The sequence below is a fragment of the Mesorhizobium tianshanense genome, from assembly GCF_007830515.1.
Classification (GTDB): Bacteria; Pseudomonadota; Alphaproteobacteria; order Rhizobiales; family Rhizobiaceae; genus Mesorhizobium; species Mesorhizobium tianshanense.
On sequence record NZ_VLKT01000022.1, the window covers coordinates 79,338 to 97,657 of the forward strand.

The window sequence follows — 18,320 nt, forward strand, 5'->3', positions numbered from 1 at the left end:
AACACGGTTAATCGCTGTCATTCGTCTGAAGCGATCGCCCTATGAACGTTCCATATCTTCGCCAGCGCCTTTGTGATCACGCTCCGGGCTTGCAGGCGCCTCCTCTTCGCGCCGGCAGCCGGACTTTGTCAGACCAGCTCGACGGTCCGCCCTTCTTCGATGCTCTGCTCGGCGGCAAGCACGATGCGCAAGCTGTTGACCGCCGCATTCATCTGCTCGGACAGATCGAGATCCTCGCGGATGGCGCGCAGGAAGAACGCCTGCTCGCGGTCGCAAAGCTCCTGGTGGCCGGGCTCGTCCTCCATGCTGACGATCTCGTCCGGCTTGCTGAAGTTCTTGTCGCCGTCGACTTGGGCGTAGTGAATCTTGAGCGCATCTGTCTTGGTGTGCCGGTCGATATCGGCGGAGTCGGACACCTTGGCCAGTTCGGCTGCACTGCTCGCCTGCTGGCCGGCGACGATCGAGACCGCGCCCTTGGGGCCGACCACGTCCTTCACGAAATAGGCCGTTTCGCTCATCATCGGCCCCCAGCCCGCCTCGTACCAGCCGACCGAACCGTCATCGAAGGAGACATGCAGGTGGCCGTAATTCTGCTTGGCGGCATCCGCCCACAATTTGGCGCCGATGCCGTGGACGCGGACCGGCTTGGCGCCGGTCAGCTGGCACATGACGTCGACATAGTGGACGCCGCAATCGACGATCGGGATCAGCGAGTCGATCAGGTTCTTGTGCCAGTGCCAGGCGCTGCCGCTGCTCTGCTGATTGAGGTTGAGCCGCATGACCAACGGCTTGCCGAGCGTCTTGCCGACCTCGATGAACTTGATCCATGAGGGATGGACTCGCAGGATATAGCCGAGCACCAGCTTTCGGTACTTCGCCCGCGCCGCGGCGACGACCTTTTCGGCGTCCTCGATGTTGGTGGCGAGCGGCTTTTCCATGAACACGTGGCAATTGGCGTCGATCGCCTTCAACGCGTATTCGGCATGCGTGTTGGGCCAGCTGTTGATGGAAACGGCGTCCGGCCTGGTCTCCTTCAGCGCCTGGTCGAAATCCTCGTAGAGCGGGTAGCCGGCTAATTCCGCTGGGATCTTTGTGTTGCTCTTGATCGAGCGGCTCATGATGCCGACGATCTCGAAGCCGTCCGATCGATGGTAGGCGCTGGCATGCGACGCGCCCATATTGCCCAGCCCCACCACCAGCACTTTCACCTTGTCGGTCAAGGCCACCTCCCTTTTATTGATTGGTTGGGGCGGCGACTGGGTCGCCGCCCGGTTGCTCGTTTGCCGAGCGCCTCACTTGACCGCCGAGTCGAAAAGATGCGCCTTGATCTTCTCCACGTCGAGCGCAGCAAAGCCTTCCGACAGCTTGTACCCGTCGGCATCGGCCTTGACCTTGGCCTTGTCGAAATCATTGGCCGGGCCGATCAGCTCGTTGGTGCAGACGTCGTCGGCCTTCACCGGGCTGGTGATCTGGCCGATCTTGTGGATCTCGTCGAAGAAGCCCTGCCAGCTCGCCATATCGTGCGAGCCCCAGCCTTCGCGCTTGTCCATGTCGCCGCGGAAGACGTTGATCTGCTGCAGGATCGAGGTGGTGCCGAGCTCAGGCCCGAGATTCTTGGCCAGCGTCGGGAACTGCTCGAACACCGCTTCGACGGCGGCACGTGGATTCTGGTAGCCGAATTCGAGGCCCATCGCCCAGCCGCGCAGGTATTTTTCCAGGAACGCCTTGCGGTCGGGGTCCTCGAGATCGACCGCCCGCACGACGAAAGTGTTCGCCGGCAGCTTCGAATTCTGCACGCCGAGCCAGTATTCGAAGTCGAGGCTCTTGGCGATCCATTCGGCGCGTAAGCCTTCCCACGATAGCGCAGCATCGCCCTGGCCGCCGGCCAATGCGGTGCCCCAGGTTGGCCAGCCGGCTTCGACATATTTCACCTTCTTGATGTCGACGCCTTGCGCCGCCAGCAACGGATCGGTGATAGACTGCCATGCGGCGGAGCCGAGCAGGATGGTCTTGCCTTCGAGTTGCTTCAGGTCGTTCGTTCCCTCGCCCTTGCGGAAGGCGAAGCTGAACGTGTCGCGCGCGCCCATGTGGAACACGGATTTGAGCTTCATGCCGTTCTGAATGGCGAAGGAAAAGACGCCCGGGGAAGGGAAGCCCATGTCGGCTTGGCCGACATCGACGAACTTCACCGTCGCGGTGCCATCCGACGGGCCCGGCTGCATGTCGGTGTCGAGATCACCGAAATAGCCAGCTTTCTTGGCGGCCCAATAGGGATAATCGTCGAGCACTTCGAGCGTGCCGCGCGGGGAAATCCAGGTGAATTTGCCGTAGGGCTCGGCCTGCGCCCTGAACCCGGAGGCGCCGAGCGCGGTGGCCGTCACTAGGCCGGCGCCGGTCACCTGCAGGAAGGTGCGGCGGCTGATACTCGCTCTTATCGCTATGTCGATGGAACTTTCTTTGATCATGGCATTCCCCTTTTCGTTGATTGCTCGTTTGCCCTGCCGCCCGCCTCCCGGGCGCCATCACTCCCCTGTGCTCACGCCTCCCAGCTCGCCCACTTCTTGCCGATCAGGAAGAAGAACACGTAGATGAGGATGCCGAGGGTCGAGAGGATCAAAACCACCGCGAAGAACTGCGGCATCTGGATCATCGACGAATAGGTGGTCAGCCGGTTGCCGAGGCCGAAGCCGCCGCCGACCATCTCGGCGCCGACCGCGGTCAAAAGCCCGAAGATCGCGCCGATCATCAGGCCGACGAGGATCATCGGCAGCGCCATCGGCGCCCGGATCTTCCAGAATATCTGCAAGGTGCTGGCGCCATAGGAACGCGCCAGCGCGATCTTGGCGCTGTCGACGCGGCGAAAGCCTGTCGCCGCATTGATCATCACCATCGGGCCGGCGGCCAGCGCCACCGCGATGATGCGCGGCGTGTAGCCGAAGCCGAAGCGCAGGATCAGAAGCGGCACCAGCGCCAGCATCGGTGTAGTGACCAAGAGCAGGATGTACGGTGCTACGATCTTTTCGGCGAAGGGAAATTGCGTGATCACAGCGGCCATCACCAAGCCGATGATGGCGCCGATCGCAAAGCCGGAAACAAGTTCCACCAGCGTGTAGCCGAGATGCGGCGCAATCAGCGGGAACTCGTCGAACAGCGCGTAGGCGATCGCGCTTGGCCCCGGCATGATGTAGTGCGGCACGTTGAACAGCCGCAGCGCCAGCTCGATGCCGCCGATGATGACCACCGCAACGGCGATTATGGCGGCGACTTCCGCACCCGACCTGATGCCGGGGCCGCTGGCGAAGGCCGAAAGATTGGTCAGGCTGACGTCATGCCCATCGCCGGCCTTGGCGCCCGCCTTGGCCTTGGAGAATTCCGGGATGGCGTCGTCTCCGCTCACGGCCTGATCCTCACAATTTCGGCGGTGGCGCGCTCCCGCGCCTTCGGCCGCGCGCGCTCGCCGACAATGTCCATCTTGATCGTGTTGGTGAGGTCGAAGACCTCCTTCGTCGCCATGATCTCCAGCGAGCGCGGGCGCGGGAACGGCACGCGATATTCCTTGGCGACGCGCCCCGGCCGCGCGCTCAGCACCACCACCCTGTCGGACAGGAAGATCGCCTCCTCGATGCTGTGGGTGATGAAGACGATGGTGGTTTTCGTATCGAGCCATATCTCCTCGACGAGACGGTTCATCTCCTCGCGGGTAAAACTGTCGAGCGCGCCGAACGGCTCGTCCATCAAAAGGACGGACGGTTTCAGCGCCAGCGCCCGCACGATCGCGGCGCGCTGCTGCATGCCGCCCGAAAGCTCGCGCGGAAACTTGCCGCCGAAGCCGTCGAGCCCGACGCGGTGGATGAGATGCGCGATCCAGGCGCGATCCGGCTTCTCGCCCTTGATCTCGAAAGGAAAATGGATGTTGGCGTCGAGATTGCGCCAAGGCAGCAGGTTTGCCTCCTGGAAGACGATGCCGATGTCCGGGTGCGGACCGGTGATCTCTTTGCCATCGAGCCGGATTGCGCCGCTGGTCAGCCGATGCAGCCCGGACATCGACCATAAAAGCGTCGTCTTGCCGCAGCCGGAGGGCCCGACGATCGAGACGATCTCATTGGCATGGACGTCGAGGCTGCAGCGGTCCAGCGCCAAAAGGTCGCCGGAAGCCGTATGATAGATCTTGGTCGCGTCCTGCACGCCAAGCTTCGAGGTTTTTGCACTGCCCGCGTTCATGCGCCCCTCGGGGATTGCGCGATGATCCAATGGGTCATCCATCCGCAAAAATCAGTCTGTAACTATCCTACTTTACTGTCAAGCGGCGACCGTGCCTCTAGTCTGCGAGATCGTTTATGCCGCGCCTATGCCATTGTTTAAATTCGCTTTTCTATTTCTTGAAATGCTTGTTGCTTTCCTACATACTTCGCAAGCAAGCCGCGTGAGGCGGAGCAGGCAAGCGATGCGCAAACATGGTAGAGGTCGAGTTCCACGAACGGCAGGGATGACTCATGATCGAAGCTGACCGCCAGGGGCCGCCGACCTCCGACGGCGACCCCGATGGGCGCGATCCGGATGGACGCGATCATGTCAGGCGCATACCCGACATCATCTCGCTGGTGAAGGATTCCTATGGCGACCTCCGCCCGGCGGAGCGACGCGTCGCCGACGTCGTGCTCGACGACGTCAGGTTCGCGGTCGACGCTTCCAATGCGGCGCTTGCCCAGAAAGCTCAGGTCAGCGAACCCACCGTGACCCGGTTCTGCCGCGCCATCGGCTGCGAGGGCGTGCGCGACTTCAAGCTGAAGCTGGCGCAGAGCCTTGTCGTCGGCGCGCTCTATCTGAGCAAGCCGCCGCCCACCAGCAGCGACAACGGGATGCCGTTCTGGAATGCCGTGTTCGGCGAGGCCCGCCGGGCGCTGCAGGAGGCCGAACGGCAGCTTGATCCGGCACAGCTGGTGAAGGCGGCCGAGCTCATCGCCAAGGCGCGCCAGGTCACGGTGTTCGGCCTCGGCGGCAGTTCCTCGGCGCTGGCGCAGGAAACCCAGTACCGGCTGTTTCGCTACGGCATTACAGTGAGCGCCCAGTGCGACCCGTATCTGATGCGGATGACCGCCTCGACCTTGAAGCCCAGCGATCTGGTGATCGCTATTTCGGCGACGGGGCGCACGCGCGAGGTGATCGAGGCCGTCGAACTTGCCAAGCACTACCGCGCCAACGCGATCGGCGTGACCGCGCCCGACACCGACCTGGCCCGCGCCTGCGACGTCAGGCTGACGGTCGCGGTGCCCGAATATCCCGACACGCTGAAGCCGACGGCCTCGCGGTTCGCCTTCCTGGCCGTCATCGACCTGATGGCGGTGGCGGCGGCCTACAAGCTCGACGGCTCGGCCCGCGAAACGGTTCGCCGCATCAAATACAACGCCCAGATACATAGGACGGGCAAGGAGATGGAGCCGCTTGGGGATTGAAGGCCCCTCATCCGGCCGCTTCGCGGCCACCTTCTCCCCGGCGGGCAGAGGTCAGCCGAGCGAAGCGGAGGCTGGATGAGGGAAGCGCCGACTTGAAAGGAAGAAGGACAACAGATGCTCGACATGGCACCATCGAAACAGGCGGCCACCTGGCTTTCCTCCCTCGCCCGCGCGCTCGAGGCGGGCGACGTCGAGGCCGCGACCAACCTTTTCGTCGAGGATTGCTACTGGCGCGACCTGCTGACCTTCACCTGGAATATCAAGACCATGGAAGGCCGCGCGGCGATCCGCGACATGCTGGAAGCCACGCTGGCGACGACAAAGCCGACCGCCTGGCAGCTCAGCGGCGAGGCGAGCTCGGACGACGGCATCGTCGAGGCCTGGTTCACCTTCGAGACGTCGTCGGCCTGGGGCCAGGGCGTTCTGCGCCTGGCAGAGGGCCGGTGCCGAACGCTGTTCACGGCGATGAGCGATCTCAGGGGCTTTGAAGAACGCAAGGGACCCGCGCGGCCTCTGGGCGTCCGCCATAAGGCCGATCCGGATCGAGAGACCTGGGCAGAGGCGAGGGTGCGCGAAGCGCGCGACCTCGGCGCCAACGAGCAACCCTACTGCCTGGTCATCGGCGGCGGCCAGGGCGGCATCATGCTGGGGGCGCGGCTGCGGCAGCTCGGCGTGCCGGCCATCGTCATCGAGAAGAACGCTCAAGCCGGCGATTCCTGGCGCAACCGCTATCGCTCGCTCGTGCTGCACGACCCGGTCTGGTACGACCATCTGCCCTACATCCCGTTTCCCGAAAACTGGCCGGTGTTCACGCCCAAGGACAAGATGGGCGACTGGCTCGAAATGTACACGCGCGTCATGGAACTCAACTACTGGACCTCGACGAGATGCGTCAGCGCGTCCTACGACGAGGCCGAGAAGGTCTGGACGGTCGAGGTCAATCGAGCCGGCCAGCGCATCACGCTGAAGCCGAAGCACATTGTCTTTGCGACCGGCGCCTATGGCCCGCCCAGGCGGATCGACCTGCCGGGCGCCGATGTTTTCCACGGCGAGATCCTGCACTCCAGCCAATATTCCAGCGGCGAGAAATTCCGCGGCAGACGCGTTGCCGTCATCGGCGCGGCGAGTTCGGGACATGACGTCAGCGTCGACCTGTGGGAGAGCGGCGCTGAGGTGACCATGATCCAGCGCTCGCCGACGACGGTCGTCAAGTCCGACACCCTGATGGAGGTGGGGTTCGAAATCTTTTCGGAAGATGCGCTGGCCCGCGGCATAACCACAGAGAAGGCCGACATGATCGTCGCGTCGACACCCTTCGCGCTGCTGCCGCAAAGCCAGCGGGCGCTCTATGACATCATCAAGGCGCGCGACGCGGCATTCTACGATCGCTTGCGCGGCTCAGGCTTCGCCATCGATTTCGGCGACGACGAGACCGGGCTGCTGATGAAGGCCTACCGCACCGGCTCGGGCTATTACATCGACGTCGGCGCCTCGGATCTGATCATCGATGGTGAGATCGGCGTCCGCAGCGGCGTCGAGATCAAATCGCTGACGCCGGCCGGGATCCTGTTCGACGACGGCACCGAACTGGCGGCTGATGCCATCATCTCCTGCACCGGCTATCAATCGATGAACGAGACGGTAGCAGCGATCGTCTCGCGCGAGGTCGCCAACAGGGTCGGCCCGTGCTGGGGGCTGGGCTCCGGCACCAGGGGCGATCCGGGTCCGTGGCAGGGCGAATTGCGCAACATGTGGAAGCCGACGGCGCAGGAAGCGCTATGGTTCCACGGCGGCAATCTCGCACTGTCGCGTTTCTATTCGAAATTCGTGGCGCTGCAGATCAAGGCGCGCATGGAAGGCATTGCGACGCCGGTTTACGGAGCGCCAGGGCAGTAAGCCACTGTCCAGGGCAGATAGGGCAATCGCGGTGATCAAAACCAATCTCTCCGCCATCTACCGAGACTACATAGCCTGCCTGAACAAGCAGGACTGGCCGAAGCTGGGACAGTTCGTCCATGATGAAGCGATCCACAATGGTCGGCGGGTCGGGCTGTCAGGTTATCTCGAAATGCTGCGGAGAGACTTCGATGAAATTCCGGACCTTTATTTCGACGTCCAGATGCTGATTTCCGATCCGCCTTACATCGCTAGCCGGCTAGGCTTCGACTGCACGCCAAAGGGAGCGTTCCTTGGCCTCGACGTAAACGGAAAGAGAGTCTCCTTTGCCGAGAATGTGATCTATGAGTTTCGCGGCGAAAAGATCGTCCAGGTCTGGTCTGTCATAGACAAGGCGGCTATCGAAGCCCAGCTTTAGGGCTGCCGCGTATCTCGTCACCACGCTCGCCACGACCACGCATAACCAACGGGGCATGATAAATTCAGGGATGCCCACTCCGGAGTGGCGCCGAAACGGCGGGTCAGTCGGAAATCATGCCCCACTTGACCAACACATATCTCAGCGTTTATACGCCGATCAATAGCCATAGGGTTATCAATCGCAAATGCCCAACACTCACGATGTGCTCTTCAGAACGCTCGCCGATCCGACCAGGCGGGCACTCTTTGAACGACTGTGCCGCGAAGGAGAACAGACGGTCGGCGCCCTCACGGCTCAGTCCGGGGTCTCACAACCGGCCGTGTCGAAGCATCTCGGCGTCCTGAGGCAGGCCGGGTTAGTGCGCGATCGCCATGAAGGTCGCCAGACGCACTATAGTGCGCAACTCGGCGCGCTGGCTCCGCTGATCGACTGGACGAGCCAGATGGCCGGGTTCTGGCAGAGCCGCTTCGACGACCTCGAAGACCTGCTCAAAAGGATGGATCAGTGAACGAAACATCGACTGAAACGCTCTCCGTCGTTGTCGAACGGGAGATCGCTTATCCGCCGGAGAAGATCTGGCGCGCGCTCACGCAACCACACCTGATCGAGGAGTGGCTCATGAAGAACGACTTCAAGCCGTTGGCGAATCACCGTTTCAGTCTTCGCGCGGACTGGGGCGCTGTAGAGTGCCAGGTCCAGACGGTCGTGCCGAACAGAACGCTGACCTACACGTGGGATACCAAGGATCTCAAGAGCGTGGTCACCTGGACTCTCACCCCTACGAGCACGGGAGCCCATTTGCGTATGGAACAGTCGGGCTTCCGACTGGATCAGCAGCCTTACTTCCGGGGTGCCAAGGTTGGCTGGCCGAGGTTCTTTGAAAACCTGGAGCAGCTCTTGGCGCGGATAGACTGAAGTCTGCCGGCACAATTCACAGACAGACCCTGTTTACGGAGCGGCACGCCGCGAACGTGACGATGGAGGAACACCAATGAAGATCAAGTTGACCAGTGTGTATGTGACCGACCAGGAAAAGGCGCTGCGCTTCTACACCGACGTGCTGGGCTTTACCAAGAAGGCCGATTTCAGCAATGGGCCGTTCCGCTGGCTGACCGTGGCCTCACCCGATGAGCCGGACGGAACCGAGCTGCAACTCGCGGCCGACGACAACCCGGCGGCCAAGGCCTACCAGCAAGCCATATTTCAGCAGGGCCAGCCCGCGGTCATGTTCTTCACCGACGACGTCAAGGGCGACTACGATCGCATCAAAGTGCGCGGCGCCGAGTTCACCATGCCGCCGACCGAGGTAACCGGCTCGACCATCGCCCAGCTGAGCGACACCTGCGGCAACCTCATTCAGATCACCCAGCTGGCGCGCTGGTAAGCGGACTCGCTCAATAGGAGGTCCTGATGAATTGGAACATGTGGGTTCGGCAGATTCACCGGTGGACGTCGATCGTCTTTACAGGGACCGTCATCGCCAACTTCATCGCCATGGGTATGGGGGAGCCTCCGGCCTGGGTGGTCTACTCGCCGCTGCCGCCGCTCTTCCTGCAGTTGTTCACCGGTCTGTACATGTTCGTGCTGCCATATGCCGCCAAGTGGCGCAGCGGACAACGCACCGGTGCGCCGGGACTGAACGGTTAGTCGTGGCTGTGCCCGAAATGCCGGCTCACGACATCGACATGCGTCTCGTGGCCATGCGCTTCGAAACGCTCGGTATCGCTAAGATCGTCCACCGCCTCGTTCGGCCACCAGGTGCCGCCAATCACGATACCGTCCGAGACCAGCCGCTGCTCGGCGACCAGCGAGGCACCGACCGCATCGACAAAGGTGAAGCGCCCCGGACGCAGCCGCAGCACCGCGATGTCGCCGACGGCACCAACCGTGAGCTTGCCAAGATCGGGCCTTGCGATCGCTTCCGCCGGCCGTTGTGTTGCGGCGCGCAGGACCTCGACAAGCGGCATGCCGAGCGCCAGCAGCTTCGACATGCAGACCAGAATGTCGAAGGCTGGACCGTCGACGCAGTAAAGATGCACGTCGCTGCTGATCACGTCCGGCGCCAGCCCCTCGCTGAGCATCGCCTTGGCGACCGCGAAGTCGAACGAGCCCATGCCGTGGCCGATGTCGAAGATGACGCCCCGTTCGCGCGCCAGCCGCATGTCCGGCCGCACCGCGCCCGAAGCGAAGACCGGCGCGTTGGGAAACGGCCGGAAGCAATGGGTGAGAACGTCGCCCTTGCGCAGCCGCGGCAGCACTTCCGAGCGGCCCGGCGGCGGCTCGTCGATATGTGCCATCAGCGCCAGGCCGGCCTGATCGGCGGCCTCGAGTGCCAGATCGACCGGCGCGATGCCGCTGGTGCCGCCGGCATGGCGACCTGAGCGGACCTTGACGCCGACGACCACCTCGCGATGCTCGCGCGCCGCAGCGACGACCTCGCGCGGATTACACAGCCCGAGGTCGCTGCACTCGCCGACGGAGACCGTCTGCGAGAAGCCGAAAATGCCGGCAAAGGAAATGTTGACATAGGCCAGGATGCGGACCTTCGAACGCTCGATGACGTGGCGGCGAAAGCCAAGGAAATTACCGGCGCCGGCGCTTCCGGCGTCGATGAACGTCGTGGTTCCGCTTTTTGCGGCGAGGCGGTCGGCGTCAACGCCGAGCGACGTGCCGCCCCAATAGACGTGGCTGTGCAGGTCGATGAGGCCGGGCGCGACGATGGAGCCCGTAGCGTCGATGACGCGCCCGGCACGGTCGAAGGGAATATCTGCATCGATCGCGGCGATGCGGCCATCGTCGGCGATGGCGACGTCGCGTTGCGCGTCGAGGCCGGACGACGGATCGATGAGGCGGCCGCCCTTCAGCAGGAGATCAAATTGCACCGGCGTCCGCCTCCGTTCCGTCTTCAGACCGGTCTGTAGGCGACGGCCTCGACCTCGATCTTGATGTCGATCATCAGCCGCGACTCGACGGTGGTGCGCGCCGGCGGATCTTTTGGGAAATGCCTGGCATAGACGGCATTGAAGGCGCCGAAATCGCGCGCGTCCTCGAGCCAGACGGTCGTCTTGACCACGTCGTCCATGGTGCAGCCGGCAAGCGCCAAGGCTGCCTTGACGTTCGAAAGCACCTGCTCGGTCTGCTCGGTGATGCCGCCCTTGACCACCACGCCGTCGCTGCCGACCGGGACCTGGCCGGAGACATAGACCATATCGCCGGCCCGGACCGCCGGCGACAGCGGCACATGGGATGTTCCAAAACACTGCTTGGGCAAAGAAAGTCTCCTGTTCAAAAACACTGGCGCCTTGCCGTGCTGTCCGGCAATCGCCGCAAGTCAACGCTCTTCGCGCCTTCTCGCTGCACCGGTTTGCCCGTTTCCTGCCGGGAGGTCTACGCCAGTCCGCGCGATTCTCATACAGGCTGTGTTGGAAAGCAACATTTTTCGGGATTTATGTTGCTTTATTACAAGCGCATCAGCATCCTGCGCGAAGGATGATTGCTTCGGCTTATCCGGCAGGCGAGGATTGGACGAGGGACAGGCGAGGAGCCGCATGATCGATTTCGGTGGTCGAAGCGTGGTCGTCACAGGCGCGGCAGGCGGTGTCGGCAGCGCGCTGGTCGCCGTTTTATCCGCCTGCGGGGCAACGGTGGTCGCCTGCGATCGCGAAGGCACCGACCTGACCGGCGCCGAGATAGAAGAGGCGCACCATTTCGACCTGCTCGATGACGACGCCGTGGCGGCATTTGCCAAGCGCATCAGTGAAAAGGCGGCCCCGGCGGCAGTCATCTCGAATGCCGGCTGGACGCGGGCGGAAACGCTCGCCGACGTCTCGACGGCTGCTCTCGATCACGAGATGGATCTGAACTTTCGCAGCGCCGCGCTGATGTCGCAGGCACTGCTGCCCGTCATGCGCAACCAGCCGCAGGGCGCGGCCTTCGTATTCATCTCCTCGGTTAACGCGCAGGCCCATTTCGGCAACCCCGCCTACGCCGCCGCCAAGGCGGCGCTCAACGGCTGGATGCGCGCCATCGCGACCGAGGAAGGCCGCAACGGCATCCGGGCGAATTCCGTCATTCCCGGCTCGATCCGGACCGGAGCCTGGGAACATCGCCTTGCCCACAAGCCGGAAATCCTTGCAGCCGTCGGCAAGCTCTATCCGCTCGGCAGGCTGGTCGAACCGGTCGAGGTTGCCCGCGCCGCGGTATTCCTGGCGTCGCCTTTTGCCAGCGGCATCACGGGCACGACTTTGAATGTCGACGCCGGCCTGATGGCCGGCAATCTGCCGTTTCTGGACCAGATCGGCGGTTGACCGGATGAGGTCGAGCCTTCAGCCAATCGAAAATATCGCAAGACAGGGGAGCAAGAAGTGACCTTCGACAAGAACCCGTTTCCGCCCGGCGACGCCGACCGCCATGCGCTCTGGGAGATGCTGGTGCGCCGCGACATCGACGCTTTCCTCGGCCAGGACTGGTCGATGGTCGAGGATGATTTCGTGGCCTCGAGCTTCTTCGGCATGCACGCCCATTTTCTCAGCGATGCGGACGCCTGGCGGCTGCAATTCCCGACGCTAGGCAGCTATCGCGACGAGTGGCTGCGCCAGGCCAGGGAAACCGCGGCGACGATATTTGCCGAACCGTTGCGCGAGGCGCTGTTCCGCATCACCAACATGCGCGACATCGATGTCGACGGCGACCGCGCCGTGCTACACAAGAAGTTCAATGGCTCGGTCGCCAAGCCCGACGGCAGCGCCGAGAAGCTGAAATGGCAAACCCTCTATTTCTGTACCAAGGTGGAGGGAAGCTGGAAGATATCAGGCTTCGTCGGCTACATGCCGCATCCGCTCGGCAGCTAGTTCTGCCGCTCAGCGGTCGATCCGTGTCGACAGGATGATCGAGGACGACGTTCGTTCGACCCCGTCCATCGCGCCGATCTGGTCGAGGAGCGTGTCGAGGTCCCTGATCGACGGCGCGTCGACGATGACGATCATGTCGAAATTGCCGCTCACGGAATGCAGCGTCCGCACCGGCGCCAGCGCCTGCAGGCTGCGCACCACCTTGTCGGCAAGCTTGGGCGTGACGGTGAGCAGGACATGCGCCCGAACCAGTCCCTGTTCGTAATCCGGCGAAAGCCTGACCCCATAGCCGGTGATGATGCCGCGCTGTTCCAGCCGCTCGATCCGGCTCTGCACGGTTGTCCGCGACACGCCGAGCCGCCGCGCCAGTTCGGCGGTCGAGGCGCGCGCGTTCGTGCGCAGCAGCGAGAGCAGGGCATGTTCCGCGTCACTGAGCATTTCGCTGAAATCCTTCAGCATATTGTTCGAAAACAGCGTTCGTTTCGCACAATTTCACGCTTCCTTTCGACGGGCAAGCTGCGATCCTGTCCTCGCGGTCAAACATTTGGGCGAGGGAACCGGTCATGAAGAAAATCATTGTTGTCGGCGCCGGCAAGATCGGCTCGACCATCGCCGAGATGCTGGCTTCCACAGGCGACTACCACGTCACTCTCGTCGACCGCTCGGCCGCACAGCTCGGCGCGGCCGAACTGCCCGCGACCGTTGCGACCCTGAAACTCGACATCAAAGCATCAGGCCCCCTCGAAGCGGCCTTGGCCGGCACATTCGCCGTGCTCAGCGCAGCACCCTTCCATTTGACCACGCGCATCGCCGAAGCGGCAGCCAGCGCCGGCGTCCACTATCTCGACCTGACCGAGGACGTCGTCAGCACCCGGCGCGTCAAGGAGCTGGCGCGCTCCGCCAAGAGCGCCTTCATTCCGCAATGCGGGCTGGCGCCGGGCTTCATCTCGATCGTCGCCAACGATCTCGCCAGCCGCTTCCACACGCTGGAGAGCGTGCGCATGCGGGTCGGCGCGCTGCCGCAATACCCGTCGAATGCGCTGAACTACAATCTGACCTGGAGCACGGACGGCGTCATCAACGAGTATTGCGAGCCTTGCGAGGCGATCGTCGAGGGCGAATTGATCGAGGTGCCGCCGCTAGAGGAGCGTGAGGAATTCTCGCTCGACGGTGTCACCTACGAGGCGTTCAACACCTCGGGCGGGCTCGGCACTTTGGCCGAGACGCTGAAGGGCAAGGTGCGCACGCTGAACTACCGCACCATCCGCTATCCCGGCCATGCCGCGATCATGAAAGCGCTGCTCAACGACCTTGGCCTGCGCCACCGCCGCGACGTGCTGAAGGACATCTTCGAAAGCGCCCTGCCGGCAACGCTGCAGGACGTGGTCATCGTCTTCGTCACGGTCAGCGGCCGCAAGAACGGCCGCCTGCTGCAGGAGACCTACGCCAACAAGATCTACGCCAGGCGCGTCGGCGATAGGGTGCGCAGCGCCATCCAGATCACCACGGCCTCCGCCATCTGCGCTGTGCTCGACATGCTGGCCGACGGGAGCTTGCCGGGACAAGGCTTCGTCAGGCAGGAGGACATCGCCCTCGACGCCTTCCTCGCCAACCGTTTTGGGCACGCTTACGCACAGCACGAAATGGTTAGCCGGCTGGCGGGCTAGGGCCACCCATTTGCGAGACGCAGGCGGGACAGATGGGGGCGCGAAAGAACTCGACCGAACGAGCTGATCGCGTGTGAGGTCGTCTCGCCTCAAATATGCAGCGCATGCCCGAGCGCCTTCAGCGCGGCTTCCTGAAAACCCTCGCCCTGCGTCGGGTGGGCATGGATGGTGCCGGCTATATCCTCAAGCCTTGCACCCATTTCCAGCGCGAGGCCGAAAGCCGTCGACAGTTCCGACACACCCTGGCCGACCGCCTGGATGCCGAGCACCAGATGGTTGTCCGCGCGGGCAACAACCCGCACGAATCCATCCTCGCCCATTTTCGTCATGGCCCGGCCATTGGCGGCGAAGGGGAACAGCCCGACCTTGATCTCACCGCCAAGCGCCTTGGCCTCCTCCGGCGACGGGCCTGCGGTGACCAGTTCAGGGTCGGTGAAGCAGACGGCGGGAATGCAGCGCTTGTCCCAGCTGCGTTTGTGGCCAGCGACGATCTCGGCGACCATTTCGCCTTGCGCCATGGCGCGATGCGCCAGCATCGGCTCGCCGGTGACGTCGCCGATGGCGAAGATACCGCGCATGGAGGTGCGGCACTGGTCGTCGATGCGGATGAATTTTCCTGCCATGTCGAGGTCGATCTGCTCCAGGCCCCAGTCTTCGATCACCGGCTTGCGCCCGACGGTGACCAGGATCCTGTCGGCAGCGATCTTGGCATTCTTGCCGTCCTTCGTCTCGACCAGCAGTGCATCGCCCTTGGTCGACAACCCCTTGGCCTTGGCGCCCACAAGCACCTCGATACCGAGCTCAGCGAGCCGCTTCACGACTGGCCGGGTCAGCTCTGCATCATACTGCGCCAGCACGCGCGGCAAAGCCTCGACTACGGTCACCCTGGCGCCCAGCTTGGCGAAGGCAATGCCGAGCTCGAGACCGATATAGCCGCCGCCGACGACGGCAAGCCTTTCCGGCACTTCGCTCAGCGCCAGCGCTTCGGTGGACGAGATCACCGGCCCACCGAACGGCAGGAACGGCAGCTCGACCGGCGCCGAGCCGGTCGCGATCACCACCGTCTCGGCGCGGACCACCTGCATCCCGGTCTCGGTCTGGACCTCGACGGTCTTGCCGTCGCGGAATTTCGCCCAGCCATGCACGGTCTTGACCCCGGCCTTCTTGAGCAGGCCGGCGACGCCGCTGTTCAGCCGGCTAACAATACCGTCCTTCCAGGCTATGGTCGTGGCGAGGTCGAGGGACGGCGCCCCGATCATGATGCCGAGTGGGCTTTTGCCGCCGGCCATGTGCGACACCTTTTCGAACTCCTCGGCCGCATGGATCAGCGCCTTGGATGGAATGCAGCCAACATTGAGACAAGTGCCGCCCGGTTTGCCGAACTCGACGATGACAGTGTCGATGCCGAGCTGGCCGGCGCGGATGGCTGAGATATAGCCGCCAGGACCGGCGCCGATGACGAGCAGCTTGCAGGAGATTTCTTTCATGTCGACACGCTCTTTCTGGCGAACAAAGGCCCCCTCATCCGGCCGCTTCGCGGCCACCTTCTCCCCGACGGGGAGAAGAGGCTGGCGCCGGCGTTGGCGACCTCCTTGCAATTCGGTTGGCAATCCGGGTGAGGGGGCCTGAGCGACATTCTCATCGCCTCAATCCACAAAGATCAGCGCCGGGGTCTCCAGCAGCGTCTTGATCCGTTGAACAAACACCGCGGCATCCCAGCCGTCGATGACGCGGTGATCGAAGCTGGAGGACAGGTTCATCATCTTGCGCGGAATGAATTGCGTGCCGTCCCACACCGGCCGCACCATCATCTTGTTGACGCCGATGATCGCCACTTCCGGATGATTGATCACCGGCGTTGTCGCCACCCCTCCCATGGCGCCGAGCGAGGTGATGGTGATGGTCGAGCCGGACAGCTCGTCCCGCGTTGCCGTGCCTGACCTGGCCGCCTCGGCAAGCCGGTTGAGCTCAACGGCGCAGTCCCAGATGCCGCGCGCCTCGGCGTGCTTGACCACCGGCACCACCAGCCCCGAAGACGTTTGCGCGGCGATGCCGATATGCACGCCGCCATGCTGGTGGATGATGCCGGCCTCGTCGTCGAACAGCGCGTTGAGGTTGGGCTGGTCGGCAATCGCCTTGACCATCGCCCGCATCAGGAACGGCAGCAGCGTCAGCTTCGGCCGTTCCGCACCGCTGCGCTGCTCCTTGTTGAGCGCGGCGCGCAGATCCTCGAGCGCGGTGACGTCGATCTCCTCGACATAGGTGATGTGCGGGATGCGCGATTTCGCCAGCGTCATCTTCTCGGCGATCTTTCGCCTGAGCCCGATCACCTTGATGTCCTCGATCGTCTCGTTGCGGGCGAGGCCGGAGACTTTCGCCAGCTGCGGTCCGCGCGCCAGAAAGGCCTCGATGTCCTCATGCTGGATGCGGCCGGCCGGGCCGCTTCCCGTGACCTGGCGAAGATCGATGCCTGCCTCTTTCGCTCTCAGGCGGATGGCAGGCGAGGCCAGCGGCTTTTCGCCTTCGGGGCGCGGGGCGCCCGCAGCCGCAGTACCCCCACCCCTAACCCCTCCCCGCAAGGGGGAGAGGGATTCCGTCGCCGGTGCATCCTCAATTCTTGGAGAGTGTCTGGATGAGGGTGAAGCAGACTTGGAATCGGCTTTGGGGGCCGAGGCGCGTCCCCCTCCCCCTTGTGGGGAGGGGTTAGGGGTGGGGTTACTCTTGGCGACCAACTCAATGTCCTGCGGCGCACCTGCCTTCACATTGCCGTCGCCAGCCACTTTCAAACGGACGATGGGCGAGCCGATCGCCACCGTGTCGCCGATCTCGGCGCCGAGCCAGAGGATTTCGCCATCGACGGGCGAGGGAATTTCGACCGTCGCCTTGTCGGTCATCACGGCGGCCAGCACAGCGTCCTCGCGCACGAGGTCACCGACCTTGACCTGCCATTCGACCAGCTCGGCCTCGGCGACGCCTTCGCCGACATCGGGCAGCTTGATCACATATTCACCCATCAGTCAGGCCTCCATCGTTTCGACGAGCGCGCGGCCGACCCGGGCGGGCCCGGGGAAATAGTCCCACTCCTGCGCATGCGGATAGGGTGTGTCCCAGCCGGCAACGCGAGCGACTGGCGCTTCGAGGTGATAGAAACAATTCTCCTGCACCAGCGCCGACAGCTCGGCGCCGAACCCGGAAGTCAGCGTCGCCTCGTGCACGACCACGCAGCGCCCGGTTTTCTTCACCGAGGCGACGATCGTCTCGAGATCGAGCGGCAGCAGCGTCCTCAGATCGATGATCTCGGCATCGATGCCGGCCTCCTCGGCGGCCGCTTCGGCGACATAGACCATGGTGCCATAGGCAAGCACGGTGACATCAGCACCTAGCCGACGGATCACCGCCTTGCCGAGCGGGACCGTGTAGTGGCCGTCGGCGACCTCGCCGAGCTCATGCTTCGACCACGGCGTCACAGGGCGGTCGTGATGGCCGTCGAAGGGACCGTTATAGAGCCGCTTCGGCTCCAGGAAGATCACCGGGTCTGGATCCTCGATCGCCGAGATCAGCAGGCCCTTGGCGTCATGCGGATTGGACGGCACCACGACCTTCAGGCCGGAGACGTGGGTGAACAGCGCTTCCGGGCTCTGGCTGTGGGTCTGGCCGCCGAAGATGCCGCCGCCGGTCGGCATGCGCACCACGATCGGGCAGGTGAAATCGCCGTTCGAGCGGTAGCGCAGCCGCGCAGCCTCCGAGACGATCTGGTCGTAGGCCGGATAAACATAGTCGGCGAACTGCACCTCGACGCAGGGTTTCAGCCCATAGGCCGCCATGCCGATGGCCGAGCCGACGATGCCGGCTTCGCTGATCGGCGCATCGAAGCAGCGGCTCTTGCCGTATTTCGCCTGCAGGCCTTGCGTGCAGCGGAAGACGCCGCCGAAGAAGCCGACATCCTCGCCATAGACGATGACGCGTTCGTCGCGCGCCATCGACACGTCCATGGCGTCGCGGATCGCCTCGATCATGGTCCGTCTTGGCATGG

20 protein-coding genes are annotated in these 18,320 nt (G+C 63.6%); 10 read left to right on the forward strand and 10 right to left on the reverse strand.

Annotated elements, in window-relative coordinates:
- Positions 1-128: 128 nt before the first annotated feature.
- The 4 genes from IQ26_RS18425 to IQ26_RS18440 all read right to left on the reverse strand — a co-directional run bounded on the left by IQ26_RS18425 (position 129) and on the right by IQ26_RS18440 (position 4,221).
- Positions 129-1,220, reverse strand: coding sequence for a Gfo/Idh/MocA family protein (locus tag IQ26_RS18425; protein WP_145719787.1), 1,092 nt, complete (start codon positions 1,218-1,220; stop codon positions 129-131).
- A 72-nt stretch (positions 1,221-1,292) separates the two neighbouring features.
- Positions 1,293-2,465, reverse strand: coding sequence for an ABC transporter substrate-binding protein (locus IQ26_RS18430; RefSeq protein WP_145719788.1), 1,173 nt, complete (start codon positions 2,463-2,465; stop codon positions 1,293-1,295).
- Positions 2,466-2,536: 71 nt separating this feature from the next.
- On the reverse strand, positions 2,537-3,397 hold the full coding sequence (locus IQ26_RS18435) for an ABC transporter permease (RefSeq protein WP_145719789.1): 861 nt from the start codon (positions 3,395-3,397) through the stop codon (positions 2,537-2,539).
- Positions 3,394-4,221, reverse strand: coding sequence for an ABC transporter ATP-binding protein (locus IQ26_RS18440; protein ID WP_145719790.1), 828 nt, complete (start codon positions 4,219-4,221; stop codon positions 3,394-3,396). The genes IQ26_RS18435 and IQ26_RS18440 overlap by 4 nt, the downstream gene beginning before the upstream one ends.
- A 272-nt stretch (positions 4,222-4,493) precedes the next feature.
- Here IQ26_RS18440 and IQ26_RS18445 point away from each other — a divergent pair, with 272 nt between their 5' ends.
- The 7 genes from IQ26_RS18445 (at position 4,494) to IQ26_RS18475 (ending at position 9,417) form a co-directional block, all read left to right on the forward strand.
- A complete protein-coding gene (locus tag IQ26_RS18445; RefSeq protein WP_145719791.1) occupies positions 4,494-5,453 on the forward strand; it encodes a MurR/RpiR family transcriptional regulator in 960 nt (319 codons plus the stop codon).
- A gap of 114 nt (positions 5,454-5,567) precedes the next feature.
- Positions 5,568-7,349: an NAD(P)/FAD-dependent oxidoreductase gene (locus IQ26_RS18450; RefSeq protein ID WP_145719792.1), complete on the forward strand. Its 1,782-nt coding sequence runs from the start codon at positions 5,568-5,570 to the stop codon at positions 7,347-7,349.
- 31 nt (positions 7,350-7,380) lie between these two features.
- Complete coding sequence (locus IQ26_RS18455; RefSeq protein ID WP_145719793.1) at positions 7,381-7,767, forward strand: ester cyclase; 387 nt, start codon at positions 7,381-7,383, stop codon at positions 7,765-7,767.
- A 187-nt stretch (positions 7,768-7,954) separates the two neighbouring features.
- Positions 7,955-8,278, forward strand: a complete 324-nt coding sequence (locus tag IQ26_RS18460; protein ID WP_145719794.1) for an ArsR/SmtB family transcription factor — start codon at positions 7,955-7,957, stop codon at positions 8,276-8,278.
- Complete coding sequence (locus tag IQ26_RS18465) at positions 8,275-8,685, forward strand: SRPBCC family protein (RefSeq protein ID WP_145719795.1); 411 nt, start codon at positions 8,275-8,277, stop codon at positions 8,683-8,685. Before IQ26_RS18460 ends, IQ26_RS18465 begins: the two co-directional genes overlap by 4 nt.
- 76 nt (positions 8,686-8,761) lie before the next feature.
- On the forward strand, positions 8,762-9,154 hold the full coding sequence (locus IQ26_RS18470; protein ID WP_145719796.1) for a VOC family protein: 393 nt from the start codon (positions 8,762-8,764) through the stop codon (positions 9,152-9,154).
- A gap of 26 nt (positions 9,155-9,180) precedes the next feature.
- Positions 9,181-9,417 (forward strand): hypothetical protein, encoded by a 237-nt coding sequence (locus IQ26_RS18475; RefSeq protein WP_145719797.1) that lies wholly within the window; start codon positions 9,181-9,183, stop codon positions 9,415-9,417.
- Here the strand turns inward: IQ26_RS18475 and IQ26_RS18480 are convergent.
- Both IQ26_RS18480 and IQ26_RS18485 read right to left on the reverse strand, forming a co-directional pair.
- On the reverse strand, positions 9,414-10,652 hold the full coding sequence (locus IQ26_RS18480; protein WP_145719798.1) for an amidohydrolase/deacetylase family metallohydrolase: 1,239 nt from the start codon (positions 10,650-10,652) through the stop codon (positions 9,414-9,416). The genes IQ26_RS18475 and IQ26_RS18480 overlap by 4 nt on opposite strands.
- Positions 10,653-10,675: 23 nt before the next feature.
- The gene (locus IQ26_RS18485; protein WP_145719799.1) at positions 10,676-11,041 is read right to left on the reverse strand and encodes a RidA family protein; all 366 of its coding nucleotides are present in this window, start codon (positions 11,039-11,041) and stop codon (positions 10,676-10,678) included.
- A gap of 277 nt (positions 11,042-11,318) precedes the next feature.
- Here IQ26_RS18485 and IQ26_RS18490 point away from each other — a divergent pair, with 277 nt between their 5' ends.
- Together IQ26_RS18490 and IQ26_RS18495 are read left to right on the forward strand one after the other, a co-directional pair.
- A complete protein-coding gene (locus tag IQ26_RS18490) occupies positions 11,319-12,077 on the forward strand; it encodes an SDR family NAD(P)-dependent oxidoreductase (protein WP_145719800.1) in 759 nt (252 codons plus the stop codon).
- A gap of 57 nt (positions 12,078-12,134) precedes the next feature.
- Entirely contained in the window at positions 12,135-12,620 is a 486-nt protein-coding gene (locus IQ26_RS18495; protein ID WP_145719801.1) for a hypothetical protein, read from the forward strand.
- Between the two features lie 9 nt (positions 12,621-12,629).
- Here the strand turns inward: IQ26_RS18495 and IQ26_RS18500 are convergent, their stop codons facing one another.
- The gene (locus IQ26_RS18500) at positions 12,630-13,079 is read right to left on the reverse strand and encodes an Lrp/AsnC family transcriptional regulator (RefSeq protein WP_456086340.1); all 450 of its coding nucleotides are present in this window, start codon (positions 13,077-13,079) and stop codon (positions 12,630-12,632) included.
- A gap of 104 nt (positions 13,080-13,183) precedes the next feature.
- Between IQ26_RS18500 and IQ26_RS18505 the strand changes: the two genes are divergently transcribed.
- The gene (locus tag IQ26_RS18505; protein ID WP_145719803.1) at positions 13,184-14,287 is read left to right on the forward strand and encodes a saccharopine dehydrogenase family protein; all 1,104 of its coding nucleotides are present in this window, start codon (positions 13,184-13,186) and stop codon (positions 14,285-14,287) included.
- 89 nt (positions 14,288-14,376) lie between these two features.
- On the opposite strand, the gene lpdA is transcribed toward IQ26_RS18505, so the two are convergent.
- From lpdA to IQ26_RS18520, 3 genes are all read right to left on the reverse strand, one after another.
- Positions 14,377-15,774 (reverse strand): dihydrolipoyl dehydrogenase, encoded by a 1,398-nt coding sequence (gene lpdA / locus IQ26_RS18510; protein WP_145719804.1) that lies wholly within the window; start codon positions 15,772-15,774, stop codon positions 14,377-14,379.
- A 159-nt stretch (positions 15,775-15,933) separates the two neighbouring features.
- Positions 15,934-17,301 (reverse strand): dihydrolipoamide acetyltransferase family protein, encoded by a 1,368-nt coding sequence (locus IQ26_RS18515; protein ID WP_145719805.1) that lies wholly within the window; start codon positions 17,299-17,301, stop codon positions 15,934-15,936.
- Positions 17,302-17,304: 3 nt separating this feature from the next.
- Entirely contained in the window at positions 17,305-18,318 is a 1,014-nt protein-coding gene (locus tag IQ26_RS18520) for an alpha-ketoacid dehydrogenase subunit beta (RefSeq protein WP_145719806.1), read from the reverse strand.
- Between the last annotated feature and the right edge of the window lie 2 nt (positions 18,319-18,320).